The following is a 23,057-nucleotide window of genomic DNA, read 5'->3' on the forward strand; positions in this document are numbered from 1 at the left end:
GGCAACGGTCTGAGGATGTCTTTGACAATCTTAGGAAATGAATTTATAATCATTATCAATTATTTTTTTTAATCCTTGGCCCAGAATTTACCATATTTTGGGCTATTTTTATCACCTCTTTCTTAACATTCAACACTTGTGGATTCGGACAGACCAAATATTTTCCTGAGTATTTCTACACTTGAAATGTAAAGACGGATGAAAAAGATTGTCTCTCCATAAACGATAAGCTTTTCTAGCACTCTGTCTAACTTGCTTGTCAAGAGACTGATATTCATCCCAAAAAGAAGGAAGGGTTGCTGACTTCATAGGTGTTTGTAACCTGTAAGTGTGCGTACACCAAATCTAGTTTTTTTGTGAAGCCAGATCCAAATCCTGAATTTACAACTTGTCAAAGTCCATTGGTTTGGTAAGTCCTTTTCTAATCTCTCTTTTAGCACGTTGAGCAGATGCAATTAATTTTTATTGAGTTTTCTTAAATGAATTATCCCACTTTAATTGATCTTGCAAATCTTCCAGGTACTCTCGGAGATGTTCTATAATTCTTTCTTGTACATCTTCAGATAAAGATTCCATCATTCTAATTACAGTAGTAATTACTGGAGATGACATAATAGGATTTTTCTGTTTCAACTTTACCATAGGAGTCCTATTTGATTTTTGATAGCTTGCGTGGCGTAGCCATACAAAACTCGGTAGAGTTTTATTCATTTTTTCCTGTTCGCTGCTCGCAGTTCCCTGCATCTACAAGTAATTTCAGTAATCAAACCGGATTCCCATAGTTTATTTTACTAAATCTAACTCAATCAAAATGAATAGCAACTTCTAACTTTTATACTCAAAGCTTGGTAATCCTGACTCAGACGAAGGATTTATGGCTAAAGCTCCCTAATAAACAGAGGATTTTAAAATTTCCAATAAATTTGCTATTTTAGGCACCATGGTACTCAAATGTCTGGAAGATGGGAGAAATGTGGTGATCACATCTATCCAGTAATCAAAGGCATAGGCGAATCTAACGAGGGCAATCCGGATATAGACTAAAGGAGAGCAATCGCTAGCTAGTAACATAGTGGCTGAGAAAAAAATGGAACCTGATGGTGTGTGCTGGGTCGGGGGATTGTCAATTTGATTAAATCAACCTAACAATGAAGGCAAAACTCCCAAAAAGCTGTTAGTTAATAAATAGCTAGTGACTTTTTGCCAAACAAGATTCTGTTTGCAGACGAATTGCGATGAATACAGTTAATTTCCCGTGGCTGACGACGATTATTTTATTACCAATAGCCGCGTCGCTACTGATTCCCATCATTCCAGATAAAGACGGCAAAACAGTGCGCTGGTATTCCCTCATTGTAGGGTTAATAGATTTTGCACTAATTGTTTATGCTTTTTATACTGGTTACGACTTCTCTAATCCAGATTTGCAGTTGGTGGAGAGTTACCCTTGGCTACCTCAACTTGATTTGAATTGGTCAGTAGGGGCAGATGGCTTGTCCATGCCTCTAATTATTTTGACTGGCTTTATTACTACGTTGGGGATTTTAGCAGCTTGGCCTGTAACGCTCAAGCCCAGACTATTTTATTTCTTGATGCTGGCGATGTATGGCGGTCAAATCGCCGTATTCGCCGTTCAGGATATGCTGTTATTTTTCTTGGTGTGGGAACTGGAACTAGTACCGATATACTTTCTGCTGTCGATTTGGGGAGGTAAAAAGCGACAATACGCAGCAACTAAGTTTATTTTATACACAGCTGGTGGGTCACTGTTTATTTTGCTGTCCGCCCTAACGATGGGATTTTATGGCGATACGGTAACTTTCGATATGCGATCCCTCACCTTAAAGGATTTCACCCTGAATTTTCAACTAGCACTATATGCTGGGTTCCTCATTGCCTACGCAGTCAAGTTGCCAATTATTCCCTTGCATACTTGGCTACCAGATGCCCACGGCGAAGCTACAGCGCCTGTGCATATGTTGCTAGCAGGTATTCTCCTGAAAATGGGCGGTTACGCCTTAATTCGCATGAATGCCCAAATGCTCCCCGATGCCCATGCTTATTTTGCACCAGTACTAGTAGTTTTTGGGGTAGTGAATATTATCTATGCTGCCCTGACATCCTTTGCCCAGCGCAACCTCAAACGGAAAATTGCCTACTCCTCAATTTCTCACATGGGCTTTGTCCTGATTGGTATTGCCTCCTTCACGGATTTGGGATTAAGTGGCGCAGTTTTACAAATGGTTTCTCATGGCTTGATTGGGGCGAGTTTGTTCTTTCTTGTAGGGGCGACTTATGACCGGACACACACCCTAATGTTGGATGAAATGGGTGGTGTCGGTAAGAGAATGAAGAAGATTTTTGCTATGTTCACCGCCTGTTCAATGGCTTCTTTAGCATTGCCAGGAATGAGCGGTTTCGTGGCTGAATTGATGGTGTTTGTGGGCTTTGCCACTAGTGATGCTTATAGTTCCACTTTTAAACTTATCGTCGTGTTCTTGATGGCAGTTGGGGTCATTTTAACTCCAATTTATTTGCTGTCTATGTTGCGGGAAATTTTTTACGGTCAAGAAAACGAAGAATTAGTTTCCCAGCAAGCTTTGATAGATGCTGAACCACGTGAAGTGTTTATCATTGCTTGTTTGTTGGTGCCAATTATTGGTATTGGGTTTTATCCCAAGTTACTTACTCAGATGTATGATGCTACAACTGTACAGTTAACTGCTCGATTGCGAGACTCTGTGCCAACCTTGGCACAAGAAAAAGAAGCACCACAAATTTCCTTCCGTACACCAGTAATTTCTCGTTAAGTAACGATTACTAGTCTAATTTTAGATTTTTTGAGGGTGGGTAGAATACCCACTCTTTTTTATCTTCCCCAGAACTTACTCTACAAATACGCATAGATGCACACAGATAATTTATCGGCGTGCATCTGTGGTTAATTATAAAAATATTGTACTTTTGCATTACGGAATTACATCTTACCGTGCTGCATCACTTGTTGTAGATGGTGACGAATTTCTTGGGCTTGCTCAATTTCAGACTGCCGCAATTTTTCAAATAATTCCACACAAGGCTGAGAGTTGATTTCCTTTGCATCCTTGATGTAGCATTCATAAGCCTTCACTGCTTCAGCTTTATTTTGCAAGACTGTGATAAAGTCATACTCTAGGTTGCTAATTGGTTGTTGAGATTGACCGTTACCTGTAGTCATAAATTTATTCTCCTTGAGGTTACTAATTACTTTATACTCATCCTCAAGTAATTATTCATCTCCCCAAAAGCGTAGAAAAGGATGTGGCTTAAATAACTTTAATACGTATTTGAAACCTTAAATTTTTTAGTTAATATCTTTCGGCTAGAAGATGTCTAAACAATTCAAAATACATAGTGCATTTCAACAAGAAAAATTTCAGCCTAAGTAGCTAGGCTAAAGTTTGCCAACCTAAAAAATGACACCTATCAGCAGGTTCAGATTCACGGCAGAGAATGAGCATCTGGTTTTTGTAAATCAGGAGTTTCAAGCCAGAGGTTGATTATTGTCATATTGATGCGAATCATGGAATCCATACTCATTTTGGCTTTCCATATTTCCCTGATGGGTAATAGGGCAAAACTTGGTGTTAGCACTCATGCAGTCCATGTGTGGTGTTTTGGCGCATACAAGTAGTAGGGTAGCCAAAACCATCAATAAACCACAAATTGCTGCTGTTTGAATCCAAGAAATCTCCAATGCTCCGTGAACTACTACTTCCCGGAGTAGAGATACAATTGTTACCTCAACTGCTACCCCCACAGAAATACTATGTTCTTGTAGGTAAACCATTAGTAGTCGAAATAACTCAACCAAAATCAAGACAAATAGTATTTTTGCTGTCACCTGTTTATAGTTTAGTGACTGCATGATGTCAGTAAATATGCCCCATAACTGTATCAACATTACGGCGAATAAACCCAAACACAAGACAATTACAATTAAGTCTTGGAAAGCTTCCATGTTACGAACAATTATGTGCCGATCAAGCCAGCGATTGCAAAATAAAAATCGACTTTTGAAGCGCTTGTACATTTCCTTTTCCATTGTTATCTGGTCAACTTCAGATCACACCAGCTAGTCCACTCATTAATCTAATATTATGTAAATTTAAGTGATTACGCCTCAGCGAGGTTGGTAATTTAAATTTTGTGCTTCTTGCCACAATTTTTCGGCATTATTAGCCCATTGGAGATTACCTTGGAGATTGTATAAATCTTTGGCATATTGGAAAACTTGTGCTGCTTGTGTATACTGCTTTTGCTGCATAAAAACTAACCCAGCAGCATAATAAGCATTGGGATAATTAGAATTAGCTTCGGCTGATTTTCTAAAAGCTACTAATGCTTCTTTTAGTTTGCCTTGGTTAAAGAAAATTTTGCCTAGATTGTAATGAGCTTCGGCGTATTTGGGATTAATGTTTATGGCTTGGCGAAAGGCATACTTTGCTTGATTAACTTTGCCTTGTTGCAGATAACAGGTTCCTAGATGGTAGGGTACTTCTGGCGCATTTTTACTGTACTGCATTGCCTTTTTAAAAGATGTGATCGCTCTATCCCAATCTTGTTGCTGCTTTCGCACTAATCCCAAGTTATAGTGGGCAAAACCTAGCTTAGGGTCTAGTTCTAAGGCTCGTTCTAAGTAATCACTTGCTTGCTGTAAATTATTTCCTTCTAACAATGCGCCACCTAAATTAGCAAAGGCTGGGGCTAAGTTGGAATCGGCTTGTGTTGCTTGATAAAAAGCATCGGCAGCTGGCTGTAATTGTCCTGTTTGTCGTAGTGCTAACCCCAAATTATAATGCGCCGCTGCTAAATATGGATCTAACTGCGTTGCTTGTTGAAAAGCCGCGATCGCATCTTGTAGCCTTCCCTCCTGAATAGCCTGTAAACCTTGGTTTAAAGAAGCTATGGATGTTGGTAAACTATATTGGGCTTGTAAGGGGGTAGAGCGACTGGGTGATGGGAAAAGCATACTTTTACCCAGCATGATCAAGCTGACCGTCCCGACTATACAATGTTTATATAATGTTAATTTCATTGATTCACTAACTCGCAAAACTTTTAGTTACCTTAACTTAAGGACTGGTTTTGTAATTTCAAATGTCTTTACAAAAGTTATCATTAATGCATTAAAGTTTGTTTTAATTTACGAATCTTAAACCTAATTTTACGAGAGAATACAATTTTTTAAACTTGTGATTAAAGGAAGGATAATGAAAAGTTAAGAAGGAAAGATTCTTCCTTAAGAAAACTATTTTTCTATTCCTGAACAGGAAAGAATTATGCGGGTAAGATGAACTTACCGCAAGAGGGGTTTTATGAACAAAAAAGTAAAATCGGGTGCGCGAAACGTTGCAATTGTTGGACCTTATTTAAGTGGAAAAACCACATTACTAGAAAGCTTACTATTTGTCAGTGGGGCAATTTCTCGTCAAGGAAATGTTAAGGATGGTAACACAGTAGGAGATAGTGCTGCAGAATCACGCGATCGGCACATGAGCGTGGAGGTAAGCGCCGCTAACACTGAGTTTAATGATACTCGTTTTACCTTTATTGATTGTCCGGGTTCAGTGGAATTTGCCCAAGAAACCTACAACGCTTTAATAGGAGTCGATGCGGCAATTGTAGTTTGTGAACCCATCAGTAATCGCGTCCTCACCCTTGCGCCTCTATTTAAATTCCTCGACGACTGGGAAATTCCCCACCTCGTCTTTGTTAACAAAATGGATCGGGCAAATATTCACGTTCTAGAAATATTAGACGCCCTCAAAGCAGTTTCTAGTCGTCCTCTGGTGGCGCACCAATATCCCATCATGGAAGGGGAACAACTCACTGGCTTTATTGACATGGTGAGCGAACAAGCATATAAATATCATGCTGGGGCACCTGCTGACCTGATCCCTTTTCCTGAAAATTTAAAAGCAGAAGAACATATAGCTAGGGCAGAAATGCTCGAAGCTTTGGCAAATTTTGACGACCATCTACTCGAAGAACTTTTAGAAGACATTGAACCATCCCAGGAAGAAATTCTCAAAGACTTAAAATTAGAATTAGGAGCTGATTTGGTAGTTCCTGTTTTCTTTGGTGTAGCAGAACAAGATTATGGTGTTAGACCTTTGTTAGAAGCGCTGCAACGAGAAGCACCAGAACCAGAAACGACGGCAGAACGTCGTTTAAAAAATATTAAAGGTAATCAACCCTTAGCACAGATACTCAAAACTTACTACACTCCCCAAGGTGGGAAACTTTCCCTAGTCCGTGTTTGGCAAGGTAAGTTAATTGATGGTATTGTCCTCAATGGTATTCGCACTGGTGGAATTTATCGCCTAATGGGACAACAACAGCAATTAGTAAATGAAGTCAGTGCTGGTGAAATTGTCGCTTTGACTCGTTTAGAGGGCATCAAGACAGGAGAGACAATTTCCATAGAAAGCCAAGTACCGCAATTACCCAAGGCAGAACAGTTAACGCCGGTGTATGCTTTGGCAATTACACCAGAAAAACGCAATGATGAAGTCAAACTCAGCAGTGCTATCACCAAATTGTTAGAGGAAGACCCTTCTTTAGCTTGGGAACAACACGGCGATACTCATGAAGTTATTCTTTGGGGTCAAGGTGAGATTCATTTACAAGTCGCTCTCGACAGACTGCGGCGCAAATATAACTTGCCAATGACAACTCATTTACCAAAAGTTCCATATAAAGAAACAATTCGGAAAACTGTTGCTGCGGTTCATGGGCGCTATAAGCACCAAAGCGGTGGTCATGGGCAATTTGGTGATGTTTTTCTCGATATTCAGCCTTTACCACGAGGGGAAGGTTTTAACTTCCATGAAACTATAGTTGGGGGTGTAGTTCCCAAACAGTATATTCCCGGAGTAGAAATGGGTGTCCGCGAGTTTTTAACACACGGGCCATTGGGTTTTCCCATAGTGGATCTGGCTGTAACCTTGACCAATGGTTCCTATCACAGTGTAGACAGTTCCGAACAAGCTTTTAAACAAGCCGCTCGATTGGCAATGCAAACGGGGGTATCTCAGGCTCAACCCACTCTCTTGGAACCGATTTTGCGGGTGCGAATTACAACACCAAGTGAATTTACTTCTAAGGTGCTGCAATTACTGAGTGGTAGACGAGGACAGATTTTAGGATATGAGGGCAAACAAGATTGGCAAAATTGGGATAATGTATCTGGGTATTTGCCACAAGCAGAGATGCAAAACTTTATTGTAGATCTGCGATCGCTCACTCTCGGCATTGGTTTTTTTCAGTGGGAATATGACCATCTTCAGGAAGTACCAGATAAAATTGCTGAACGTGTCCTTCTCAGCAATGGTCATGGTAGTAACGGCAACGGTAAGTAATATTTAATTCAAAGTCTTTTTGATGTAATCATCTTGGAGTGACATTGGCAGTTACTCCAAGCTATTTTAGCGACATTTTTTCATTCAAAGTAATCCTGGAAGAATAGTACTAGTTTACCAGTACAAAATATAGCCTATTTAAACTACGCATTTATATCATTACTGGCTGGCGCATTCCTTGAATCAAACTCCAAGCAATCAAAAATATTTGCGACTGCTAACTGCGATCGCTTTGAGGATTTCCAGACTATTTTTTTAAATTTATACAGTATTGATTATGACCATTGAGAGTATAATCTTCCCAGGGAGTAATAGTGGTAACAATTACGGTATTGTTTACTTCTACACTTTGATTCAGTTGTCATCCATAATGTAATATGCTTAACAAAATTCACAGTCTGTGGAAAAAATTTTTTAGTAAGTCTAGAAAAATCAATAATGCCCCGCTGAATAAACTTAGTTTAGTAGTCATTATTGTGATTGATATTTTTATATTGATCAATGTTTTTACAGGATTAAATGATATTAGCAGATGGCACATCAGCCCATCGGAAGCTTACCCCTGTTATTCCCAGTGGGAAGATTTCAGTAGACAGACTGCTGGAGATAAAGACTATCAAATTGTGATTAGTTCATTGTCTCTTATCAACCAAGAGGAAATTTACTTACAAGCTGAACATAAACGTCTGGGTAAGGTTTCTCAAACTTGTTTGCAATATGCCAAATATCAAGATCAGATTTCTATTGCCAAAAACCAGCAAATCAGCCAAAATATTCAGCAGAAACAAAGACAGGTAAGTGAGTTTCAACAAATCAATAGTAATATTCGCGCTCAATACGACTCCACACTTTTAGAAAAAATTGCAGGTCAGTCTCCCCAACAATCAATTAATTTAGTTAGTGCAGGAAAGGCTAAACAAGAGTTAGAACAAAATAGTCGCAGAATTTCGACACTGCAACAAGAAATTTATAGTCTCAAAAATCAACTAGTTACAAAACCAGAAAGCATTAATTTTTTAGATTTACTGAAAAATGATAGTCAATTTAATCAAGTTAAAGCAGATTATCAGCAAGCATCATTTTGGTATCCAAGCATCCAATTCAGTTTTCAATGCCTGTTTCTTGTGCCACTCATTCTTGTGGCTTTGTCAGTTCACAACTTTGCTCAACCCAGAGAATATGGACTAATCTCGCTTATAAGTTGGCATTTGCTGGTTATTTTTTTAATACCACTGCTACTGAAAATATTTGAATTTCTACAATTCGGTGTATTATTTACATTGATATTTGACATTCTCAACACTATTCTCGGTGGTTTGCTGTTCTTGATCAGCTATATTTATATCTTGCTGATCCCAGTGGTTGGTTTTGGAATTATTCAACTTTTTCAAAAGGTTATCTTCAATACTAAAATGCAGGCACTTAGGAGGGTTCAAGACTCACGCTGTATTAACTGCGCTAAAAAAATTCGGCATCATGATAAATACTGTCCACATTGTGGTTATTATCAATACATCGAATGTCCAAACTGCCATAATTTGACTTATAAATACCTATCCCACTGCCATCACTGTGGCGCTGTCCAAGATTCTAGTCATCATCACATATAACTGGGTGTGGCGATCACTTGCAAAGAATTGCGTCTTTCCTTGCCATTGCAATGATTCAGTGTTAAATAATGTATTGGTAAAAAAAGCCCGAGGCGGAACTTTAAGTCTTGATTTGCGCACAGAACCGTGCCTAATCACAGTTTTATATTGATGGAACAGTTTTAACTTTTATTGTTACACCAGAAATTACAGCTAATCGCTAAGATGAGAACTGGATTTTGCAGCATGACCAATGAGCAAGAGTGCCGAATCATCTTTGGGTTTCAATATGACATCATCTGTTAGGGATAAAACCGCAATTCTAGCCCATGAACGGAGAAGACACACAGATTCACCAAGTTTATGGATTTTTGCAGCCATAACTTCAGTTTCCTTGCATTTGTTGTTGTTTTTCTGGTTTATGCGCTCATCTAATGGGTTTAAACCTTGGTTTCCGCAGCAAGGCGAAACAGTTGTTCCCATTGAACTTATAGAAATTTCTCCCATAGAAACATCAGCAGAAACAGTCTCACCGAAATCATCAATTTCTGCTCAAGAATCTCCATCAACATCTGCACCAGAAATTGCTGCACCAACTACATCTAGCAATGAGGATACTGAGGCAATAAATTCTGATGCTAGTCTCCTGAGTGAAAGTGAACTTAAAAGTGAAAGTACAACTGAAAGTAAAGTAAAACCTTCTCAACTGAGTAAAAGTGAAGGCGAGGGTAAAGTAGAAACTTCTCAAGCTAATACCCAAAACTTGCTGGAGAAAACAGTTTCAACACCAGCATTTCAACCAAAGCCGACACCAACAATTGCAGCCGATGATTTGCCTTGGAACCGTCGCGAAGAAGTTGTACTGGAACAAGGACAACCACTACCAACAGACCTTCCATCTATTCCATCAGAACTACCAAAAGTTTCGGAGATTGAACAAGGGAAAATTGCCCGCACTGCGGAGGAAATAGAACCCACACCCTCTGAAAAAATTGCGGATACTGCGGAGGAAATAGAACCCACACCCTCTGAAAAAATTGCGGATAATCCCGGGAAAAAAGGACTGAGGGTGACATTTACTCCATTCAATAAAACTGAAATAGCTCAATTGGTAGAAGAGGGTAGATTAACACCAGATGGTTTACCCGATGTTCTAGCAATACATAAGGGAAGTAACACTAAGAATTTAGACTCAAGTTATATTTTTAGTGATTCTCAATTTGAGCCTGTAAAGTTGCTGGCTAGCTTGGTAATTGATCACAACGGTAACCTTGAAGAAGCTGTAGTTTTAGAAATAGAACCAGTGAGTCTACCCAGTAAAAAAAGCCTATATGAACAAATTGTCAATGATATTTTCAAAAACGATAGATTTTTACCAGCACAAAATAAAGATGGCACAAAACCAGAGTTGAGTAATTTATTTCTACAGATAACCATTGAACCTGTTAGTATTAACGCTCCCACGGATTGAAGCCGTGGGATTCTTGTTTCAATCAGCCGACTTAATTAAAAGAGCTTCCCCAACTGACCAGAGATCCTTATGTCCACAAGCTTTAGATTATGTGCTAACCACAGTACTTTTAAGTCCTTTCCCTAATATTTGTTTAGCTGCATTGTGGTCACGGTACATGATTGTTCGGCAAGAATGGCATTTGTGAGTACGAGTAGACAAAGATTTTTTAACTCGTTTTCCACATAAACTACCAAGTCCCTGGACTGGAAAAGCGCCCTTGCAGTCTTAACCGCAAAATCTTGACGCTGTTTACTTACCTTGAGGTGTTTTCTAGCTAATTTCTTAACAGCTTGAGGGTGATTAGATGAGTTTGTTAACCGTTAACAGTCCACGTTATTTTTAATCATGTTGACCTACTTATCAATCACCTTGGGGATATTCATGCCATAAGCTCGTAATTTCACGTAAACTTTGGTGAGTACCATTCCCCAAAATCAAGTGATCTAATAACGGAATACCCAATAGCTGCGCCCCTGCTAATAACTGACGGGTCAATTCTATATCTTCCTCACTGGGTTCTACGTTACCTGAAGGATGATTATGAGCAATAATTGCCCGTGTTGCACCTTGACGAATAACTTCGCGAAAAATATCACGAGGAGATGCTAAGGTTTCTGTGGCAGTACCAATAGTAATTACTTGGGTTCCTAATAAGCGATTTTTGACATCTAACAGCAACACTGCAAAACGTTCTTGTGTTTGCCACATCAGGTCTTGACTCAGTGCTGCTGCTGCCACCATCGGGTTATCAATTGGTGTGCTGTCTGAGGGACGACATTGAAAAACACGTTTCCCTAATTCAATCGCCGCTAAGATAGTTGTGGCTTTTGCCGGTCCAATACCAGAAATTTGCATTAACTCAGCCGGGGTTACTTCTCGCATAACTGCCAAGGGATCACGTTGGTGTTTACCTAATTCCTGTAGCAAATATTGCCCTAAGCCCACGGCTGAAAGTTTTCCCGGCCCTTGACCAGTGCCTAAAAGAATCGCAATTAACTCAGCGGTAGCTAAGATTTTGGGACCGTGGCTCATTAAACGTTCACGTGGACGCTCATCTGTGGGGATATCAGCAATTCTCAGACAATAGCTCATAGAATAACTAAGAGAATACTCACTTAGATAGCACTACCTTTAGTTATCCCTTGTTTGCTCTGCACATCATCCTCAGATGAAACAATCTTTAATTTTCATCAATTGGGCATAGATGCCGTCACAGCTAATGACTGTGATCGCTTAGGTAGATTATACTTAAGTTTAGTATATTTATAGTATATAAAAAAGCATTATTATGGCGGAAAGTATCGATAAGATCGCAGCTTTAACCCAACAGTGGTTAGCTGAGATTCAGTCACTCAAACAACAATTAGCAGAACAGCAACACGAGGGTCATACTGCTTGGGAAAGTGCTCAAAAATGGCGTAAACTTTATAACACTGAAGCAGAACAACGCCGCACAGATGCAAATTTAGCCCAACAAGTGATTGGTTCCCTCAAAGCAGAGATACATCAACTCAAGGGATTGGATTCTGGGATAGTGGAGGATAGGAAAGCTACAACCGTAGCCGAACAAGAAATTAAACAAATTAAATCATTGGAAGAATTGCAATGTAAACTTATCGCCGTTACTAAAGAACGCGATCGCCTGCTGCAAGCCTTAAAAACCGAGCAAGAAAAACACGCTCAAACTCGCAAGAGTCTAACCACAGCCTTGGGTGATGCTATTGGCTCGGCAAGACAAAGAGCCGGGGGCTAGTAACTCTCTCAAACTGAATCAATTAAAAGCCCATTGCTTTGGCTACTGCAGCCAACTCAGCGTCTATGCCTTGTTTAAATTGGCTATTACTGTGTTTAATAGCTGTATCTGGGTCTTTTAAACCATTACCTGTGAGGACACAAACCACTGTTGCTCCTGTAGGAACTTGGTCTTTCACCTGCAACAAACCGGCTACAGAAGCAGCGCTAGCGGGCTCGCAGAATATACCTTCTAATGATGCTAAAAGTCTATAGGCATCGAGAATTTCTGCATCAGTTACGGCTTTGAAGCTGCCTTGACTAGCTGATTGGGCAGCGATGGCTTTATCCCAACTAGCAGGGTTACCAATGCGTATTGCTGTGGCGATGGTTTCCGGATGGGTGACTGGTTGTCTATGGACTAAGGGGGCTGCACCTGCGGCTTGAAATCCCATCATTCGGGGCAAGCGATCGCACTTTCCTGCTTGATGATATTGACAAAAACCCATCCAATATGCTGTTATGTTCCCCGCATTACCCACTGGGATACACAACCAGTCTGGGGCATTGCCCAACGCATCTACAACTTCAAATGCTCCGGTTTTTTGTCCTTCTAAACGGTAGGGATTGACGGAGTTTACCAAAGTTATAGGATAGCTTTCTGCCATTTGCCGCACAATTTCTAGGGCGCGATCAAAATTGCCTTTGATTGCTAAAACTTCAGCACCATATAATAAAGCCTGCGCTAACTTACCCAAAGCCACATAACCATCTGGTATGAGCACAAAGGGCTTCATTCCCCCACGTTTGGCATAAGCTGCAGCTGCGGCTGAGGTGTTACCTGTACTCGCACAAATTACCGCTTTAGCCCCGGCTTCTTTAGCCTTGGTAATTGCCATAGTCATACCCCGGTCTTTAAAGCTGCCAGTGGGGTTAAGACCATCGTATTTCACAAATACTTTTACTTCTCTGCCAATGCGTTCTGCGATTGTCGGTACTGGAATCAGGGGGGTGTTACCCTCTAATAAAGTTACAACAGGTGTTTTTTCGCTGACAGGCAAGTAATCACGATAGGCTTCTATCAGTCCAGGCCAAGCTTGGCGATAAGATTTAGCAACAGACAAACTCACAGTCACGGGTTTTAAAAGTTTTTAACTAGGGATTGGGTAACGCAGCATGGGAAGACATGAAAGCTAATTCTTTTTCCCCACAAAAAGGACAAGAATATTATCTCCTTTAATGCCAGCGTCTTACTGATGACTTTGATTTTATACAAGACACTATTTTATCATAACTGCCGATAGGTACATATGCGAAATCAGGTGATAATTTCCTTATGGAACTTTCTCTAAACAATTCCAGTCTCCTGTGGTAGCACTGGTACTGCAATACAGTAAGTGATATAAAATATACAATTTTTTAACATATGTTAACTTTGTATTATTGTAATATTTACTAAATGGTGTGAGTTTATTTGTGGATTTTATTTAACAATGCTTACTTATTCATCTAGTGTTTCTCAACGGCCCTCCGAGACTCTTTGGCTTAACAATGTCAACAAGTCTTACTATCAAGACGATCAACAAGCGAAGCTGCAACACCTGCAAGCAGAGGTGGATTCTCTGTTACACCAATTACAAAACCTGAAAAAACAACGTTTAGCGGAGCACAAGCAAGAGGAAAAGGAATAGATTAGTTTTCGTCACGGCGACCGTCCGTAGATGGTACTATAGAAAAGTACTAGTCAAACCCTTGACTTTGATCTCACCAACGCTTTAGGTAATAATTATCGATATTCTCTACTAACAATGCTCAATATTCTGTATTGGACACCTTGACCACCGCTGTGAGGGTTTATTGGGCACTTTTTATGAGCTTTAATCATTAACCAAGATGATCATTATGACTAATCGGGGATTTGATGTGACGTTTTGGAAGTCCCTTGTGTAGCCAGCTATTTTTCTACCACCTACCAATAATAAAAGAGGTTTAGCGCATCGCCAAACCTCACTATAAATCCAGTGCATAACAACATCCCGGACTAATTTACCTATTATTTTTGCCATTGGTCATCTTCCTATGGGATGTGTCCAAATTTCATAAAAGCTGCTAAGGATTTATTTCGGTATTGCTAAATACCTTAACGTATGAGAAATTTGGACAGCTAAAATTTTTCATACTATAAGAAATCCTCTTTGATTTAGCACTCTTAGCCAAACTTTTCTTCAGATTAGTTGCAAAATAAAAGACGGGTTTCATCCCGCCGACATAGCTTGAAAGTGGCAATACACCCTGGAATTTATAAAAATAGCCAACATTAAACTGAATAGGTTGTGAGGAGAGAAGATTACGTAAACAAAAAGAACAGCTAATTATGCTGGATTCCGTGTTTCAATCAAAGTCAATCCCTACACTTCTCACGAATATATCACATAACAAATTTAATCAGTTGCCATTTTGGCAGATACTCAAGAATAAAATTAACGAATTAAATATTGTTATAGCTATAAGTATTATAAGCCTTTTACTAAGTGAAGCAAGTTCATAAAATCTCCCCTGGGAAAATTATCAAAATGATAGAATGTCAAAAATATTACTAATTTTTTGGTATACACACTGTCTAATTGAGATGGAAGCTATATGTATGGAAAAAAACTTAAATATAGTTATAATTTAGTTATAAAACTAAGATAAAAGCCACATTTACACCGAAATCAACTTTCTGGGCAAGACCATTAACTACAATATTTCGTTCTGGTTTATAAGAAGATAGGCTGAAAACCCTTGAGGTTAAGTTTTTCCGCCAAGGCATAAAAGCCGATTAACGCGTTTGCGCCTCAGTCATCTCAGCTATTCCCTTTGTTGGGGAATGGAGAGTGTCAACCAACTCCACTCTTCTTTTGTAGGCGAGTGGGAACAAGTATCCTTTCCTTAGGGAACTGCCTAACCAAGGTATCATCAATAATGTGATTCTACTTTAGTTAAATTCAGCCAAACAAGGAAAATAGTTACATTTTTACTAATTCTATTATTTGTAGATGTTAGAAGAGAAACATAGAAGCACAACAAAACTCGGTTGGTCTTTAAATGAACGAGATCCGGAATTTATCAAATCTTTGATGCCCTTATTCAGCTTTTTGTATCATTACTACTTTCGAGTGCAAACAAGTGGTTGGCATCATATTCCCACCCAAGAAAAAGTCCTGTTCGTTGGTTCTCACAATGGAGGAATGGCTTCTCCTGACATGGCCATGATTATGTACGACTGGTTCCGAAAATTTGGGTTTGAGAAACCTGTGTACGGTCTAATGCATCCCCATATTTGGAAATTTACCCCAGAAGTAGCAAAAATAGCTGCTAAAACTGGCGCAATCATAGCTCATCCAAAAATGGCTTACGCCGCTTTCCGTTGTGGGGCGAGTGTATTGGTCTATCCTGGTGGAGCAGAAGACGTCTTTCGACCGCATCATTTGCGGAATAAAATTTACTTTGCAGGACGGCGTGGATTTATCAAACTAGCCCTACAGGAAAAAGTACCGATTGTACCGATAATTTCTACCGGCGCTCATGATACTTTGATTGTCTTGGCTGACTTCTATAAAATCCTACAGCAATTCCACGAATGGGGAATGCCGTGGTTGTTTGATATTGACCCGGTAGTTTTTCCTGTTTATCTGGGATTACCGTGGGGACTAGCAATTGGGCCTCTTCCCAATATTCCATTACCAGTACATATTCAAACACGGGTGTGTAAACCCATTGTATTTGAACGGTACGGCCAGGAAGCGGCTAGCAATCGCCAGTATGTCAATGAATGCTATGAATTAGTTGTCAATCAGATGCAGCAAGACTTAGACCAATTAGTTCAGATGCGCCATCAGGAGTGATTTAGCAGTAACCACAAAACAAATCCAGATCCAATGAAAACAATGCTCATAACACTTTATTCACTGATTCTCAAGTTTTCAACACGTGCATCTTTCATACTGGCACTGCTTGGCGTAGTTCCACAGGTTCACCAGTCAAACTATAAGCCCGAACCTCAGTAATTTTTACCTTTACCAACTGCCCTTTTAATTGATTGATGTCGCCGGTAAAGAATGTCAACCGATTACCGCGAGTGCGTCCCATAACTTGAGTGTGATCTTTGGAATTTTTGTCTTCTACTAAAACTTCTTCAATGCGTCCCATGTAACGCCGCGATCGCTCGGCTGCTTTGATATTGACTAAATGGTTTAATCTTTGTAGGCGATCGCTTTTGACTTCTTCACTGAGTTGATTTGACCACAAAGCTGCTGGCGTTCCGGGACGGGGGGAATATGCTGCTGTATTCAACAAGTCAAAGCCAATATCTTCCACTAATTTCAGGGTATTTTCAAATTGTGCTTCTGTCTCTCCCGGAAAACCGACAATTGCATCGCCGCTAATGGAAGCGTCGGGCATATAGCGTCGAATGGTGTCAATGATCCGGCGATATTTGTCGTGAGTATAACCCCGTGACATTGCTTTTAGCACTTCATTATCACCTGATTGAAAGGGGATGTGAAAGTGTTCACATACTTTGGGTAATTCGGCACAAGCCTTGATTAACCTTTCAGTAAAATAACGAGGATGACTAGTGGCAAATCTGAGCCGTTCAATTCCTGGAACATCATGTACATAATAAAGTAAATCAGTGAAGTTATGCAGATGCCGACCTTCTGGAGTTGTCCCCGGCAAATCTCTACCGTAAGCGTCAATATTTTGACCCAAGAGGGTAATTTCTTTGTAACCTTCCCGTCCCAGTGTCTTCATTTCAGCAAGTATCGCTTCTGGGGTGCGGGATTGTTCTACACCGCGCACATTAGGAACTACGCAATAAGTACAGCGTTCATTACAGCCATAAATCACATTTACCCAGGCATTAACATTGCTATCTCTTCGTGGCTGGGTGATATCTTCCATAATGTGAACCGACTCAGTGGCTACAACTTGATTACCATCAAACACTGATGCCAGTAAATCTTTGAGGCGGTTAGCGTGTTGTGGCCCCATTACCAAGTCCAATTCTGGCACCCGTCGTAACAAGCTTTCCCCTTCCTGCTGGGCAACACAACCTGCAACAATCAATGTTAAATCAGGTTGCTGGTGCTTACGTTTCGCTTGTTTGCCGAGGTAAGAATACACCTTTTGTTCAGCGTTATCGCGAATCGTACAGGTATTATAGAGAATCAAATCTGCATGATTGGGGTCTTCTGACCATTCAAAGCCCATGTCTTCTAAAATGCCAGCCATGCGCTCTGAGTCGGCTTTATTCATTTGGCAACCGAAGGTAATGATATGGTAACGGCGATTAGAAGTGGTCATGGGCAATTCTGCTGATTTAGCATTAAGTATATAAACTTTATTCCTATTCTATTAAACAATAGAGAAAGCTACCTGATTTAGAGGCCAATCGCTCTGATAATTCCAGGAGTTTTACCAACTGATGGGGATCCCGCCTTGCGGCGTCGAACAACTAGCCCCCCAATTCAAGGCGTTGGGAATTAATCCCGACTAATTGATTTCCATTGCCATCTGTGAAAATTAACTACTGTATATCTACTCCTCACTGGTAGCTTCAGATGATGCTGCTGGCTGAGGTGGAGCAGTTTTGCGACTGCGGCGTAATGAATTCCGCAACTCATTCTGACTTGAAGATAAGCTGTTGCTAGGAGATGCAGGAGATGGTTGATTTGACCTGAAACGTCGCCGCCGATTTGTGCTTGGTTGTTCTTGTGCAGAATTAGTGGTGCTTCGTTGACGGCGGGCGTTGCGTAAAGACTCTCTCAGATTCCTTGTAGTCGAAGTTTTTTTGCTTGGAGATGATGAACTAGCTGCTCTGTTTTGTACGGGCTGACGAGGTTCTTTGACTGGTGTTGCTACTGGTGTAGTTTCTCGTCTGATCCTGATTCTTCTGGGTTTGCTGATGGTGTTGGCAGAAGGAGTATTTGTATCCTCCGATGTAGAACTGGGATTAGATATTGCTGTTTGGCGACTTCTCTGTCTGGCTTGTGCTTCTTGTTTTCGTTTCCGTTCTTGGACTTGGCGGTATCGGCGTGAACCTTCTATTGCAAAATCGGTAGCTATTGATACTCTGCTTCTGCCACCCTCTGATGGTTTCAATTTCCAGTTACGCGCCTGTCTCAAGGTTTCTTGGTCTAATTTGCTGTTACCACTAGAACCAACAATCCGTGCATTAGTAACATTACCTTGTGAATCAGTATCAACAGCTACTTCTACTCTGCCTTCAATTCCTCGCCGTCTGGCAAACTCTGGATATTTAGTGCTGCAATCAGCGCAAGCTGCCCGACCATTACCTGAACCCCTGGAATTAGGGCTAGGATTATTATTTTCTCTATTGTTTTCTGGTTGTGTTTTGATCTGTGGAGTAGTGGGCACGGTGGGGGCGACTGCTACCGGCGATGGTTGTACTTGTACATTGTTAGAAGTGGTAGTATTTTCTGTGGTGACTGAAGCTGCTGTATTACTGCTTTGAGTAATTCTGGAATTTCTCAATCCACTTAAGGTTTCTCTGAGGTTTTCACTACCTTCATTTATCTGAGGAACCGCAATTGGTGATGTTGATGATGTGGAAGTCAAAAGAGATTCTAACTTAGCTATAGATGCTTGGCGTGGGGGGATTGTGGGTTGAGGCTGTTCAGTGGTTACTTTAGTTGGTTGGAGTGGCTGGGAAACTGGAGGAGGTTGAACAGTTTCCACCCGAGCTGGTGGTGTAACTACCTTTAGCTGTTGTTGCGGTACTGGGGGGGGCTGAATAATTTTTGGCTCAATTTTTACCGCAGTGATAGGTGTCACTTTAGTGGTGACAATTTTGCGAGGCTTGGGTATTTTAACTTTTTCGGGAATTATTTCCGGCGGTTTTTCTGGTTTTTCAACGGTGGTACTTACGGGATCTACAATTATTAAGTCTATTGGCTCATATTGTTTTTTCGGCACTCTCGTCAACAAAATACCTATACCGGAAGACAGTACGCCAATGTGTAGGGCTAAGGAACCAATCAGACTGTATATTAAGAATGTCTTAACAGCCTCAACTTCTTGAGAGCGATGTTCGACATTAATGCCGGAAAAACTCATAGTTTATTGATACCTTTTCTCAGTTATTCAGTTATATTAGAACGCACTGGCTGAAAATAACAAGTCAAAAATTAAAATTGTTTCGGTAATGTTATGGATTGGCTAATATGTTGATTTTCCGGCTGAGAGCAAATTTTAACTTATGTAATTTTTTAATCTTGATTTTTTGCTAAAAAATATCAATTATCTCTGACATTTAACAAATGTATATTAAATCACTATTTAATTTAACAAAAAATTTGGCTTTATATGTAAAATCAACTACAAAAAATCCGGCAGCTATCTATTAAGGATGGAATTCAAGTCCTGGATTTTCTTGCCTAGCTAGAGAATTATTAACAAAGAATAAAAAATAACGGATAAATATCTAGTGAGTGTGGTTAAAACATTAAATTAGAGTGGTTGTATATCTCCATGCTTTACTCCATGCCATTTTGACAATTTAATCTCCTTGGTATCCGCTATTTATGTTGAACTCAGAATAGAATGGAAAAAGAATGTGTGCCAACTAATAACTACTTATAGGTAAAGGGCTGGCAACAGCAAAAAAAATCTCGCCCAATCCTTTTAAATCTCTTGATTGAATTTAGCGTAAATTATGGAGAAGTTGTTCTTGAATTTACGCCTGTGGACAAATAAAGAAGCAATTCTAGTTTTATGAGTAGATTTGAGTAGGTTTATTTGGCATTTAATAGCTGGTTCCCAAAAATCACAATTGCAAAAAACTGTCTTTGAAGTAGGCTTGTAGCATCTTAACGCTTGTAATATTTTTATGACTTCCCTGATTCGTTTCTTAATGTGCCCCCCTGACCACTACAATGTAGATTATGTGATTAATCCCTGGATGGAAGGGAATATTCACAAGTCTTCGCGCGAACGCGCCGTGGAACAGTGGCAGAAACTTCACCACATTCTCAAACAACACGCCATTGTCGATTTAGTAACGCCCCAGATGGGTTGGCCCGATATGGTATTTACTGCTAACGCTGGCTTGGTCCTGGGGGAAAATGTTGTTCTCAGTCGATTTCTGCACAAAGAACGTCAGGGAGAAGAACCTTTCTTTAAAAATTGGTTTGAAGAAAACGGTTACACAGTTCATTTATTACCTAAAGACTTACCGTTTGAAGGTGCTGGGGATGCACTTTTAGATCGGGAAGGACGTTGGTTATGGGCTGGATATGGCTTTCGCTCTGAATTAGATTCTCACCCTTATTTAGCTAAATGGCTAGATATTGAGGTGCTATCTCTGCGCTTAATTGATGAGCGTTTTTATCACTTAGATACTTGCTTTTGTCCTTTAGCTAACGGCTATTTATTGTATTATCCCGGCGCTTTTGATGCTTATTCTAACCGTTTAATAGAAATGCGCGTTGCACCAGAAAAGCGGATAGCAATTACCGAAGCTGATGCTGTGAACTTCGCTTGTAATACAGTGAACGTAGACAGCATTGTGATTGTGAATAAAGCCGGCAATGCTTTAAAAACACGTTTAACAGATGTTGGTTTTCGAGTCATTGAAACGCCGTTGACAGAATTCCTCAAAGCAGGTGGTGCAGCTAAATGTCTCACACTGCGAGTTACAGAACCACTCCACACAGAAATTCATGCCAATGTCTCCGTAGAAAGCCGCGTTATTCGGTTGGAAGGACATTTGCTGGACTCTGGTTTGATTAACCAAGCTCTAGATTTAATTGTGGATGGTGGGGGAAGTTTCCAAGTGATGAATTTCAACTTGGGAGAACAACGCCAAAGTACATCAGCTGCTGAAGTGCGAGTTTCAGCCCCTTCTCATGAGGTAATGGAAGAAATTATCTCTCAGTTAATTGATTTGGGTGCTGTAGATTTACCCCAAAATGAACGAGATGCTAAACTGGAGCCTGTAACCCAAGCTGGGGTGGCTCCTGATGATTTCTACGTCAGTACTATCTATCCTACAGAAGTGCGAATTAATGCTGAGTGGATTAAAGTGCATAATCAGCGCATGGATGGTGCGATCGCTATTACTCAAACCGCCAATGGTTTAATGGCTAGATGTAAAATTCTCCGGGATTTAGAAGTAAATGATTTGGTAGTGGTGGATGTGCAAGGTATCCGTACTATCCGCAAAACTGAATCACGAGAACAGCGTAATTCTCAAGAATTTAGCTTTATGTCATCGGGTGTTTCCAGTGAAAGGCGTGTGGAACTTGTGGTGGAGCAAGTGGCTTGGGAATTACGTAAAATTCGGGATGCGGGCGGTAAAGTAGTTGTCACTGCTGGTCCTGTGGTGATTCACACGGGGGGCGGTGAACATTTAGCGCGACTGATTCGGGAAGGATATGTACAGGGGCTCTTGGGTGGCAATGCCATTGCTGTCCACGATATTGAACAAAATATTATGGGCACATCCCTGGGTGTGGATATGAAGCGGGGTGTCACTGTGCGTGGTGGACATCGCCATCACCTCAAGGCCATTAATACTATCCGCCGTTATGGCAGTATTGCTAAGGCTGTGGAGGCGGGAGTATTTAAGGGTGGGGTGATGTATGAGTGTGTTACTAATAATGTGCCTTTCTGTTTGGCTGGTTCTATTCGGGATGATGGGCCTTTACCTGATACCCAAATGAATTTGATTAAAGCTCAGGAGAATTATGCTCAATTGATTGAGGGTGCGGAGATGGTGTTGATGCTGTCTAGTATGTTGCATTCTATTGGGGTGGGGAATATGACTCCGGCTGGGGTGAAAATAGTCTGTGTGGATATTAATCCGGCTGTGGTTACTAAGTTAAGCGATCGCGGTTCTGTGGAATCTGTGGGTGTGGTGACGGATGTGGGTTTGTTCCTCAGTTTGTTGGTTCAGCAGTTGGATAAGTTGACTAGTCCTTATGTTGCTAATGTAAGTTAAGAAATGTAACATAGAAGGGTTAGTCAATGGCTAACTATTTGCCAACAATAGATTATATATGCTCATAAATGCTAATATAGTCGTATGGCTTATGTACCACTACGAGAAGCAGTCAAACAACTAGGACTGCATCCAAACACTTTAAGAAAGTACGCAGACAATGGCAAGATTGAAAGCATCAAAAACGAAGCAGGACAAAGACTTTTTAACGTCGAATCCTACCTCCGTGGAGCAACTAGAACTTCCTTTGTTTGCTACTGCCGGGTTGGTTCAACCAAGCAACGAGACGACCTTGGTAGACAAATTGCCTATATGCAATCACTCTACCCGGATGCCGAAATCATCAAAGATATCGGCAGTGGAATCAACTTTAAAAGAAAAGGACTGCAAGCCTTACTGGACAGACTTATGCGGGGAGATAAGCTCACGATTGTTGTTGCCTGTCGTGACCGACTTGCAAGGTTTGGATTCGAGCTTATTCAGTACATGGTGGAGCAAAACGGTGGACGAATCGTGGTTCTCGACAACAATGTACATTGCCCAGAGTCAGAGCTTACCTCGGATCTTCTCTCTATCCTCCACCTCTTCTCTTGTCGGATGCACGGACTCAGGAAGTACAGTAAAAAAATCAAGGAAGATCCGGATCTTTCTCACAACCGAGCACAGGCGGATCGTTAAACAGTGGTTTGGTGTGTCCAGGTTTGTTTACAACACCACCGTCAAACTGGTGCAAGACCCTAGCATTAAGGCTAACTGGAAAGGGATTAAGACTGACATATTGAACAAACTACCACAATGGAGTAAATCAGTCCCTTATC

20 protein-coding genes are annotated in these 23,057 nt (G+C 40.6%); 10 read left to right on the top strand and 10 right to left on the bottom strand.

Annotated elements, in window-relative coordinates; genetic code table 11:
* Positions 1 to 462 precede the first annotated feature (462 nt).
* Positions 463 to 612, bottom strand: coding sequence for a hypothetical protein (locus NWP25_RS18590; protein WP_374914094.1), 150 nt, complete (start codon positions 610 to 612; stop codon positions 463 to 465).
* Positions 613 to 1,235: 623 nt separating this feature from the next.
* On the opposite strand from NWP25_RS18590, the gene ndhD1 reads away from it, so the two are divergent.
* Positions 1,236 to 2,810 (top strand): photosynthetic/respiratory NAD(P)H-quinone oxidoreductase subunit D1, encoded by a 1,575-nt coding sequence (ndhD1, locus tag NWP25_RS00010; RefSeq protein ID WP_280651721.1) that lies wholly within the window; start codon positions 1,236 to 1,238, stop codon positions 2,808 to 2,810.
* A gap of 167 nt (positions 2,811 to 2,977) precedes the next feature.
* Here the strand turns inward: ndhD1 and NWP25_RS00015 are convergent, their stop codons facing one another.
* The 3 genes from NWP25_RS00015 to NWP25_RS00025 form a co-directional block, all read right to left on the bottom strand.
* Positions 2,978 to 3,217 carry a hypothetical protein gene (locus NWP25_RS00015; RefSeq protein ID WP_280651722.1) on the bottom strand — a complete coding sequence of 80 codons (240 nt, stop codon included), beginning with the start codon at positions 3,215 to 3,217 and terminating at the stop codon, positions 2,978 to 2,980.
* A 306-nt stretch (positions 3,218 to 3,523) separates the two neighbouring features.
* Positions 3,524 to 4,072: a phosphate-starvation-inducible PsiE family protein gene (locus NWP25_RS00020; protein WP_280651742.1), complete on the bottom strand. Its 549-nt coding sequence runs from the start codon at positions 4,070 to 4,072 to the stop codon at positions 3,524 to 3,526.
* A 90-nt stretch (positions 4,073 to 4,162) separates the two neighbouring features.
* Positions 4,163 to 5,077 carry a tetratricopeptide repeat protein gene (locus tag NWP25_RS00025; protein WP_280651723.1) on the bottom strand — a complete coding sequence of 305 codons (915 nt, stop codon included), beginning with the start codon at positions 5,075 to 5,077 and terminating at the stop codon, positions 4,163 to 4,165.
* Between the two features lie 280 nt (positions 5,078 to 5,357).
* On the opposite strand from NWP25_RS00025, the gene NWP25_RS00030 reads away from it, so the two are divergent.
* From NWP25_RS00030 to NWP25_RS00040, 3 genes are all read left to right on the top strand, one after another.
* On the top strand, positions 5,358 to 7,403 hold the full coding sequence (locus tag NWP25_RS00030; RefSeq protein ID WP_280651724.1) for an elongation factor G: 2,046 nt from the start codon (positions 5,358 to 5,360) through the stop codon (positions 7,401 to 7,403).
* Positions 7,404 to 7,780: 377 nt separating this feature from the next.
* A complete protein-coding gene (locus NWP25_RS00035; protein WP_280651725.1) occupies positions 7,781 to 9,013 on the top strand; it encodes a zinc ribbon domain-containing protein in 1,233 nt (410 codons plus the stop codon).
* A gap of 268 nt (positions 9,014 to 9,281) precedes the next feature.
* Positions 9,282 to 10,463, top strand: a complete 1,182-nt coding sequence (locus NWP25_RS00040; protein ID WP_280651726.1) for a hypothetical protein — start codon at positions 9,282 to 9,284, stop codon at positions 10,461 to 10,463.
* An 87-nt stretch (positions 10,464 to 10,550) separates the two neighbouring features.
* Here NWP25_RS00040 and NWP25_RS18595 read toward each other — a convergent pair whose 3' ends face one another.
* Both NWP25_RS18595 and radC read right to left on the bottom strand, forming a co-directional pair.
* A complete protein-coding gene (locus NWP25_RS18595) occupies positions 10,551 to 10,664 on the bottom strand; it encodes a hypothetical protein (protein WP_374914099.1) in 114 nt (37 codons plus the stop codon).
* A 201-nt stretch (positions 10,665 to 10,865) separates the two neighbouring features.
* On the bottom strand, positions 10,866 to 11,597 hold the full coding sequence (gene radC, locus NWP25_RS00050; protein WP_280651727.1) for a RadC family protein: 732 nt from the start codon (positions 11,595 to 11,597) through the stop codon (positions 10,866 to 10,868).
* Positions 11,598 to 11,793: 196 nt separating this feature from the next.
* Here radC and NWP25_RS00055 point away from each other — a divergent pair, with 196 nt between their 5' ends.
* The gene (locus NWP25_RS00055; protein WP_280651728.1) at positions 11,794 to 12,258 is read left to right on the top strand and encodes a hypothetical protein; all 465 of its coding nucleotides are present in this window, start codon (positions 11,794 to 11,796) and stop codon (positions 12,256 to 12,258) included.
* Positions 12,259 to 12,280: 22 nt separating this feature from the next.
* On the opposite strand, the gene thrC is transcribed toward NWP25_RS00055, so the two are convergent.
* Complete coding sequence (gene thrC / locus NWP25_RS00060) at positions 12,281 to 13,372, bottom strand: threonine synthase (protein ID WP_280651729.1); 1,092 nt, start codon at positions 13,370 to 13,372, stop codon at positions 12,281 to 12,283.
* Between the two features lie 357 nt (positions 13,373 to 13,729).
* On the opposite strand from thrC, the gene NWP25_RS00065 reads away from it, so the two are divergent.
* On the top strand, positions 13,730 to 13,927 hold the full coding sequence (locus NWP25_RS00065) for a hypothetical protein (RefSeq protein ID WP_280651730.1): 198 nt from the start codon (positions 13,730 to 13,732) through the stop codon (positions 13,925 to 13,927).
* A gap of 186 nt (positions 13,928 to 14,113) precedes the next feature.
* Here the strand turns inward: NWP25_RS00065 and NWP25_RS00070 are convergent, their stop codons facing one another.
* Positions 14,114 to 14,302, bottom strand: coding sequence for a hypothetical protein (locus tag NWP25_RS00070; RefSeq protein ID WP_280651731.1), 189 nt, complete (start codon positions 14,300 to 14,302; stop codon positions 14,114 to 14,116).
* 972 nt (positions 14,303 to 15,274) lie between these two features.
* On the opposite strand from NWP25_RS00070, the gene NWP25_RS00075 reads away from it, so the two are divergent.
* Positions 15,275 to 16,123 carry a lysophospholipid acyltransferase family protein gene (locus NWP25_RS00075; protein WP_280698598.1) on the top strand — a complete coding sequence of 283 codons (849 nt, stop codon included), beginning with the start codon at positions 15,275 to 15,277 and terminating at the stop codon, positions 16,121 to 16,123.
* A 94-nt stretch (positions 16,124 to 16,217) separates the two neighbouring features.
* Here NWP25_RS00075 and miaB read toward each other — a convergent pair whose 3' ends face one another.
* Together miaB and NWP25_RS00085 are read right to left on the bottom strand one after the other, a co-directional pair.
* Entirely contained in the window at positions 16,218 to 17,582 is a 1,365-nt protein-coding gene (gene miaB, locus NWP25_RS00080) for a tRNA (N6-isopentenyl adenosine(37)-C2)-methylthiotransferase MiaB (protein WP_280651733.1), read from the bottom strand.
* Between the two features lie 234 nt (positions 17,583 to 17,816).
* Positions 17,817 to 19,355: an energy transducer TonB gene (locus NWP25_RS00085; RefSeq protein ID WP_280698600.1), complete on the bottom strand. Its 1,539-nt coding sequence runs from the start codon at positions 19,353 to 19,355 to the stop codon at positions 17,817 to 17,819.
* A gap of 772 nt (positions 19,356 to 20,127) precedes the next feature.
* On the opposite strand from NWP25_RS00085, the gene argZ reads away from it, so the two are divergent.
* The 3 genes from argZ to NWP25_RS00100 form a co-directional block, all read left to right on the top strand.
* The gene (gene argZ, locus NWP25_RS00090; protein WP_280698602.1) at positions 20,128 to 22,239 is read left to right on the top strand and encodes a bifunctional arginine dihydrolase/ornithine cyclodeaminase; all 2,112 of its coding nucleotides are present in this window, start codon (positions 20,128 to 20,130) and stop codon (positions 22,237 to 22,239) included.
* Between the two features lie 84 nt (positions 22,240 to 22,323).
* Positions 22,324 to 22,917 carry an IS607 family transposase gene (locus NWP25_RS00095; protein WP_280651736.1) on the top strand — a complete coding sequence of 198 codons (594 nt, stop codon included), beginning with the start codon at positions 22,324 to 22,326 and terminating at the stop codon, positions 22,915 to 22,917.
* The coding region (locus NWP25_RS00100) for a helix-turn-helix domain-containing protein (RefSeq protein ID WP_280651743.1) at positions 22,883 to 23,057 on the top strand (175 nt) is incomplete at its 3' end. The genes NWP25_RS00095 and NWP25_RS00100, both read left to right, overlap by 35 nt.

This window comes from Umezakia ovalisporum Ak1311 (genome assembly GCF_029891685.1).
Lineage (GTDB): Bacteria > Cyanobacteriota > Cyanobacteriia > Cyanobacteriales > Nostocaceae > Umezakia > Umezakia ovalisporum.

Excerpts from the sequence above, each read along its gene's own strand:
- NWP25_RS18590 (WP_374914094.1), bottom strand. The coding sequence starts at position 612 with ATGTCATCTCCAGTAATTACTACTGTAATTAGAATGATGGAATCTTTA.
- NWP25_RS00025 (WP_280651723.1), bottom strand. The coding sequence starts at position 5,077 with ATGAAATTAACATTATATAAACATTGTATAGTCGGGACGGTCAGCTTG.
- NWP25_RS00070 (WP_280651731.1), bottom strand. The coding sequence starts at position 14,302 with ATGGCAAAAATAATAGGTAAATTAGTCCGGGATGTTGTTATGCACTGG.
- NWP25_RS00085 (WP_280698600.1), bottom strand. The coding sequence starts at position 19,355 with ATGAGTTTTTCCGGCATTAATGTCGAACATCGCTCTCAAGAAGTTGAG.
- radC (WP_280651727.1), bottom strand. The coding sequence starts at position 11,597 with ATGAGCTATTGTCTGAGAATTGCTGATATCCCCACAGATGAGCGTCCA.
- NWP25_RS00040 (WP_280651726.1), top strand. The coding sequence starts at position 9,282 with ATGACATCATCTGTTAGGGATAAAACCGCAATTCTAGCCCATGAACGG.
- ndhD1 (WP_280651721.1), top strand. The coding sequence starts at position 1,236 with ATGAATACAGTTAATTTCCCGTGGCTGACGACGATTATTTTATTACCA.
- NWP25_RS00030 (WP_280651724.1), top strand. The coding sequence starts at position 5,358 with ATGAACAAAAAAGTAAAATCGGGTGCGCGAAACGTTGCAATTGTTGGA.
- NWP25_RS00015 (WP_280651722.1), bottom strand. The coding sequence starts at position 3,217 with ATGACTACAGGTAACGGTCAATCTCAACAACCAATTAGCAACCTAGAG.
- NWP25_RS00075 (WP_280698598.1), top strand. The coding sequence starts at position 15,275 with ATGTTAGAAGAGAAACATAGAAGCACAACAAAACTCGGTTGGTCTTTA.
- NWP25_RS00035 (WP_280651725.1), top strand. The coding sequence starts at position 7,781 with ATGCTTAACAAAATTCACAGTCTGTGGAAAAAATTTTTTAGTAAGTCT.
- NWP25_RS00095 (WP_280651736.1), top strand. The coding sequence starts at position 22,324 with ATGGCTTATGTACCACTACGAGAAGCAGTCAAACAACTAGGACTGCAT.
- NWP25_RS00055 (WP_280651728.1), top strand. The coding sequence starts at position 11,794 with ATGGCGGAAAGTATCGATAAGATCGCAGCTTTAACCCAACAGTGGTTA.
- NWP25_RS00065 (WP_280651730.1), top strand. The coding sequence starts at position 13,730 with ATGCTTACTTATTCATCTAGTGTTTCTCAACGGCCCTCCGAGACTCTT.
- miaB (WP_280651733.1), bottom strand. The coding sequence starts at position 17,582 with ATGACCACTTCTAATCGCCGTTACCATATCATTACCTTCGGTTGCCAA.
- NWP25_RS00020 (WP_280651742.1), bottom strand. The coding sequence starts at position 4,072 with ATGTACAAGCGCTTCAAAAGTCGATTTTTATTTTGCAATCGCTGGCTT.
- argZ (WP_280698602.1), top strand. The coding sequence starts at position 20,128 with ATGACTTCCCTGATTCGTTTCTTAATGTGCCCCCCTGACCACTACAAT.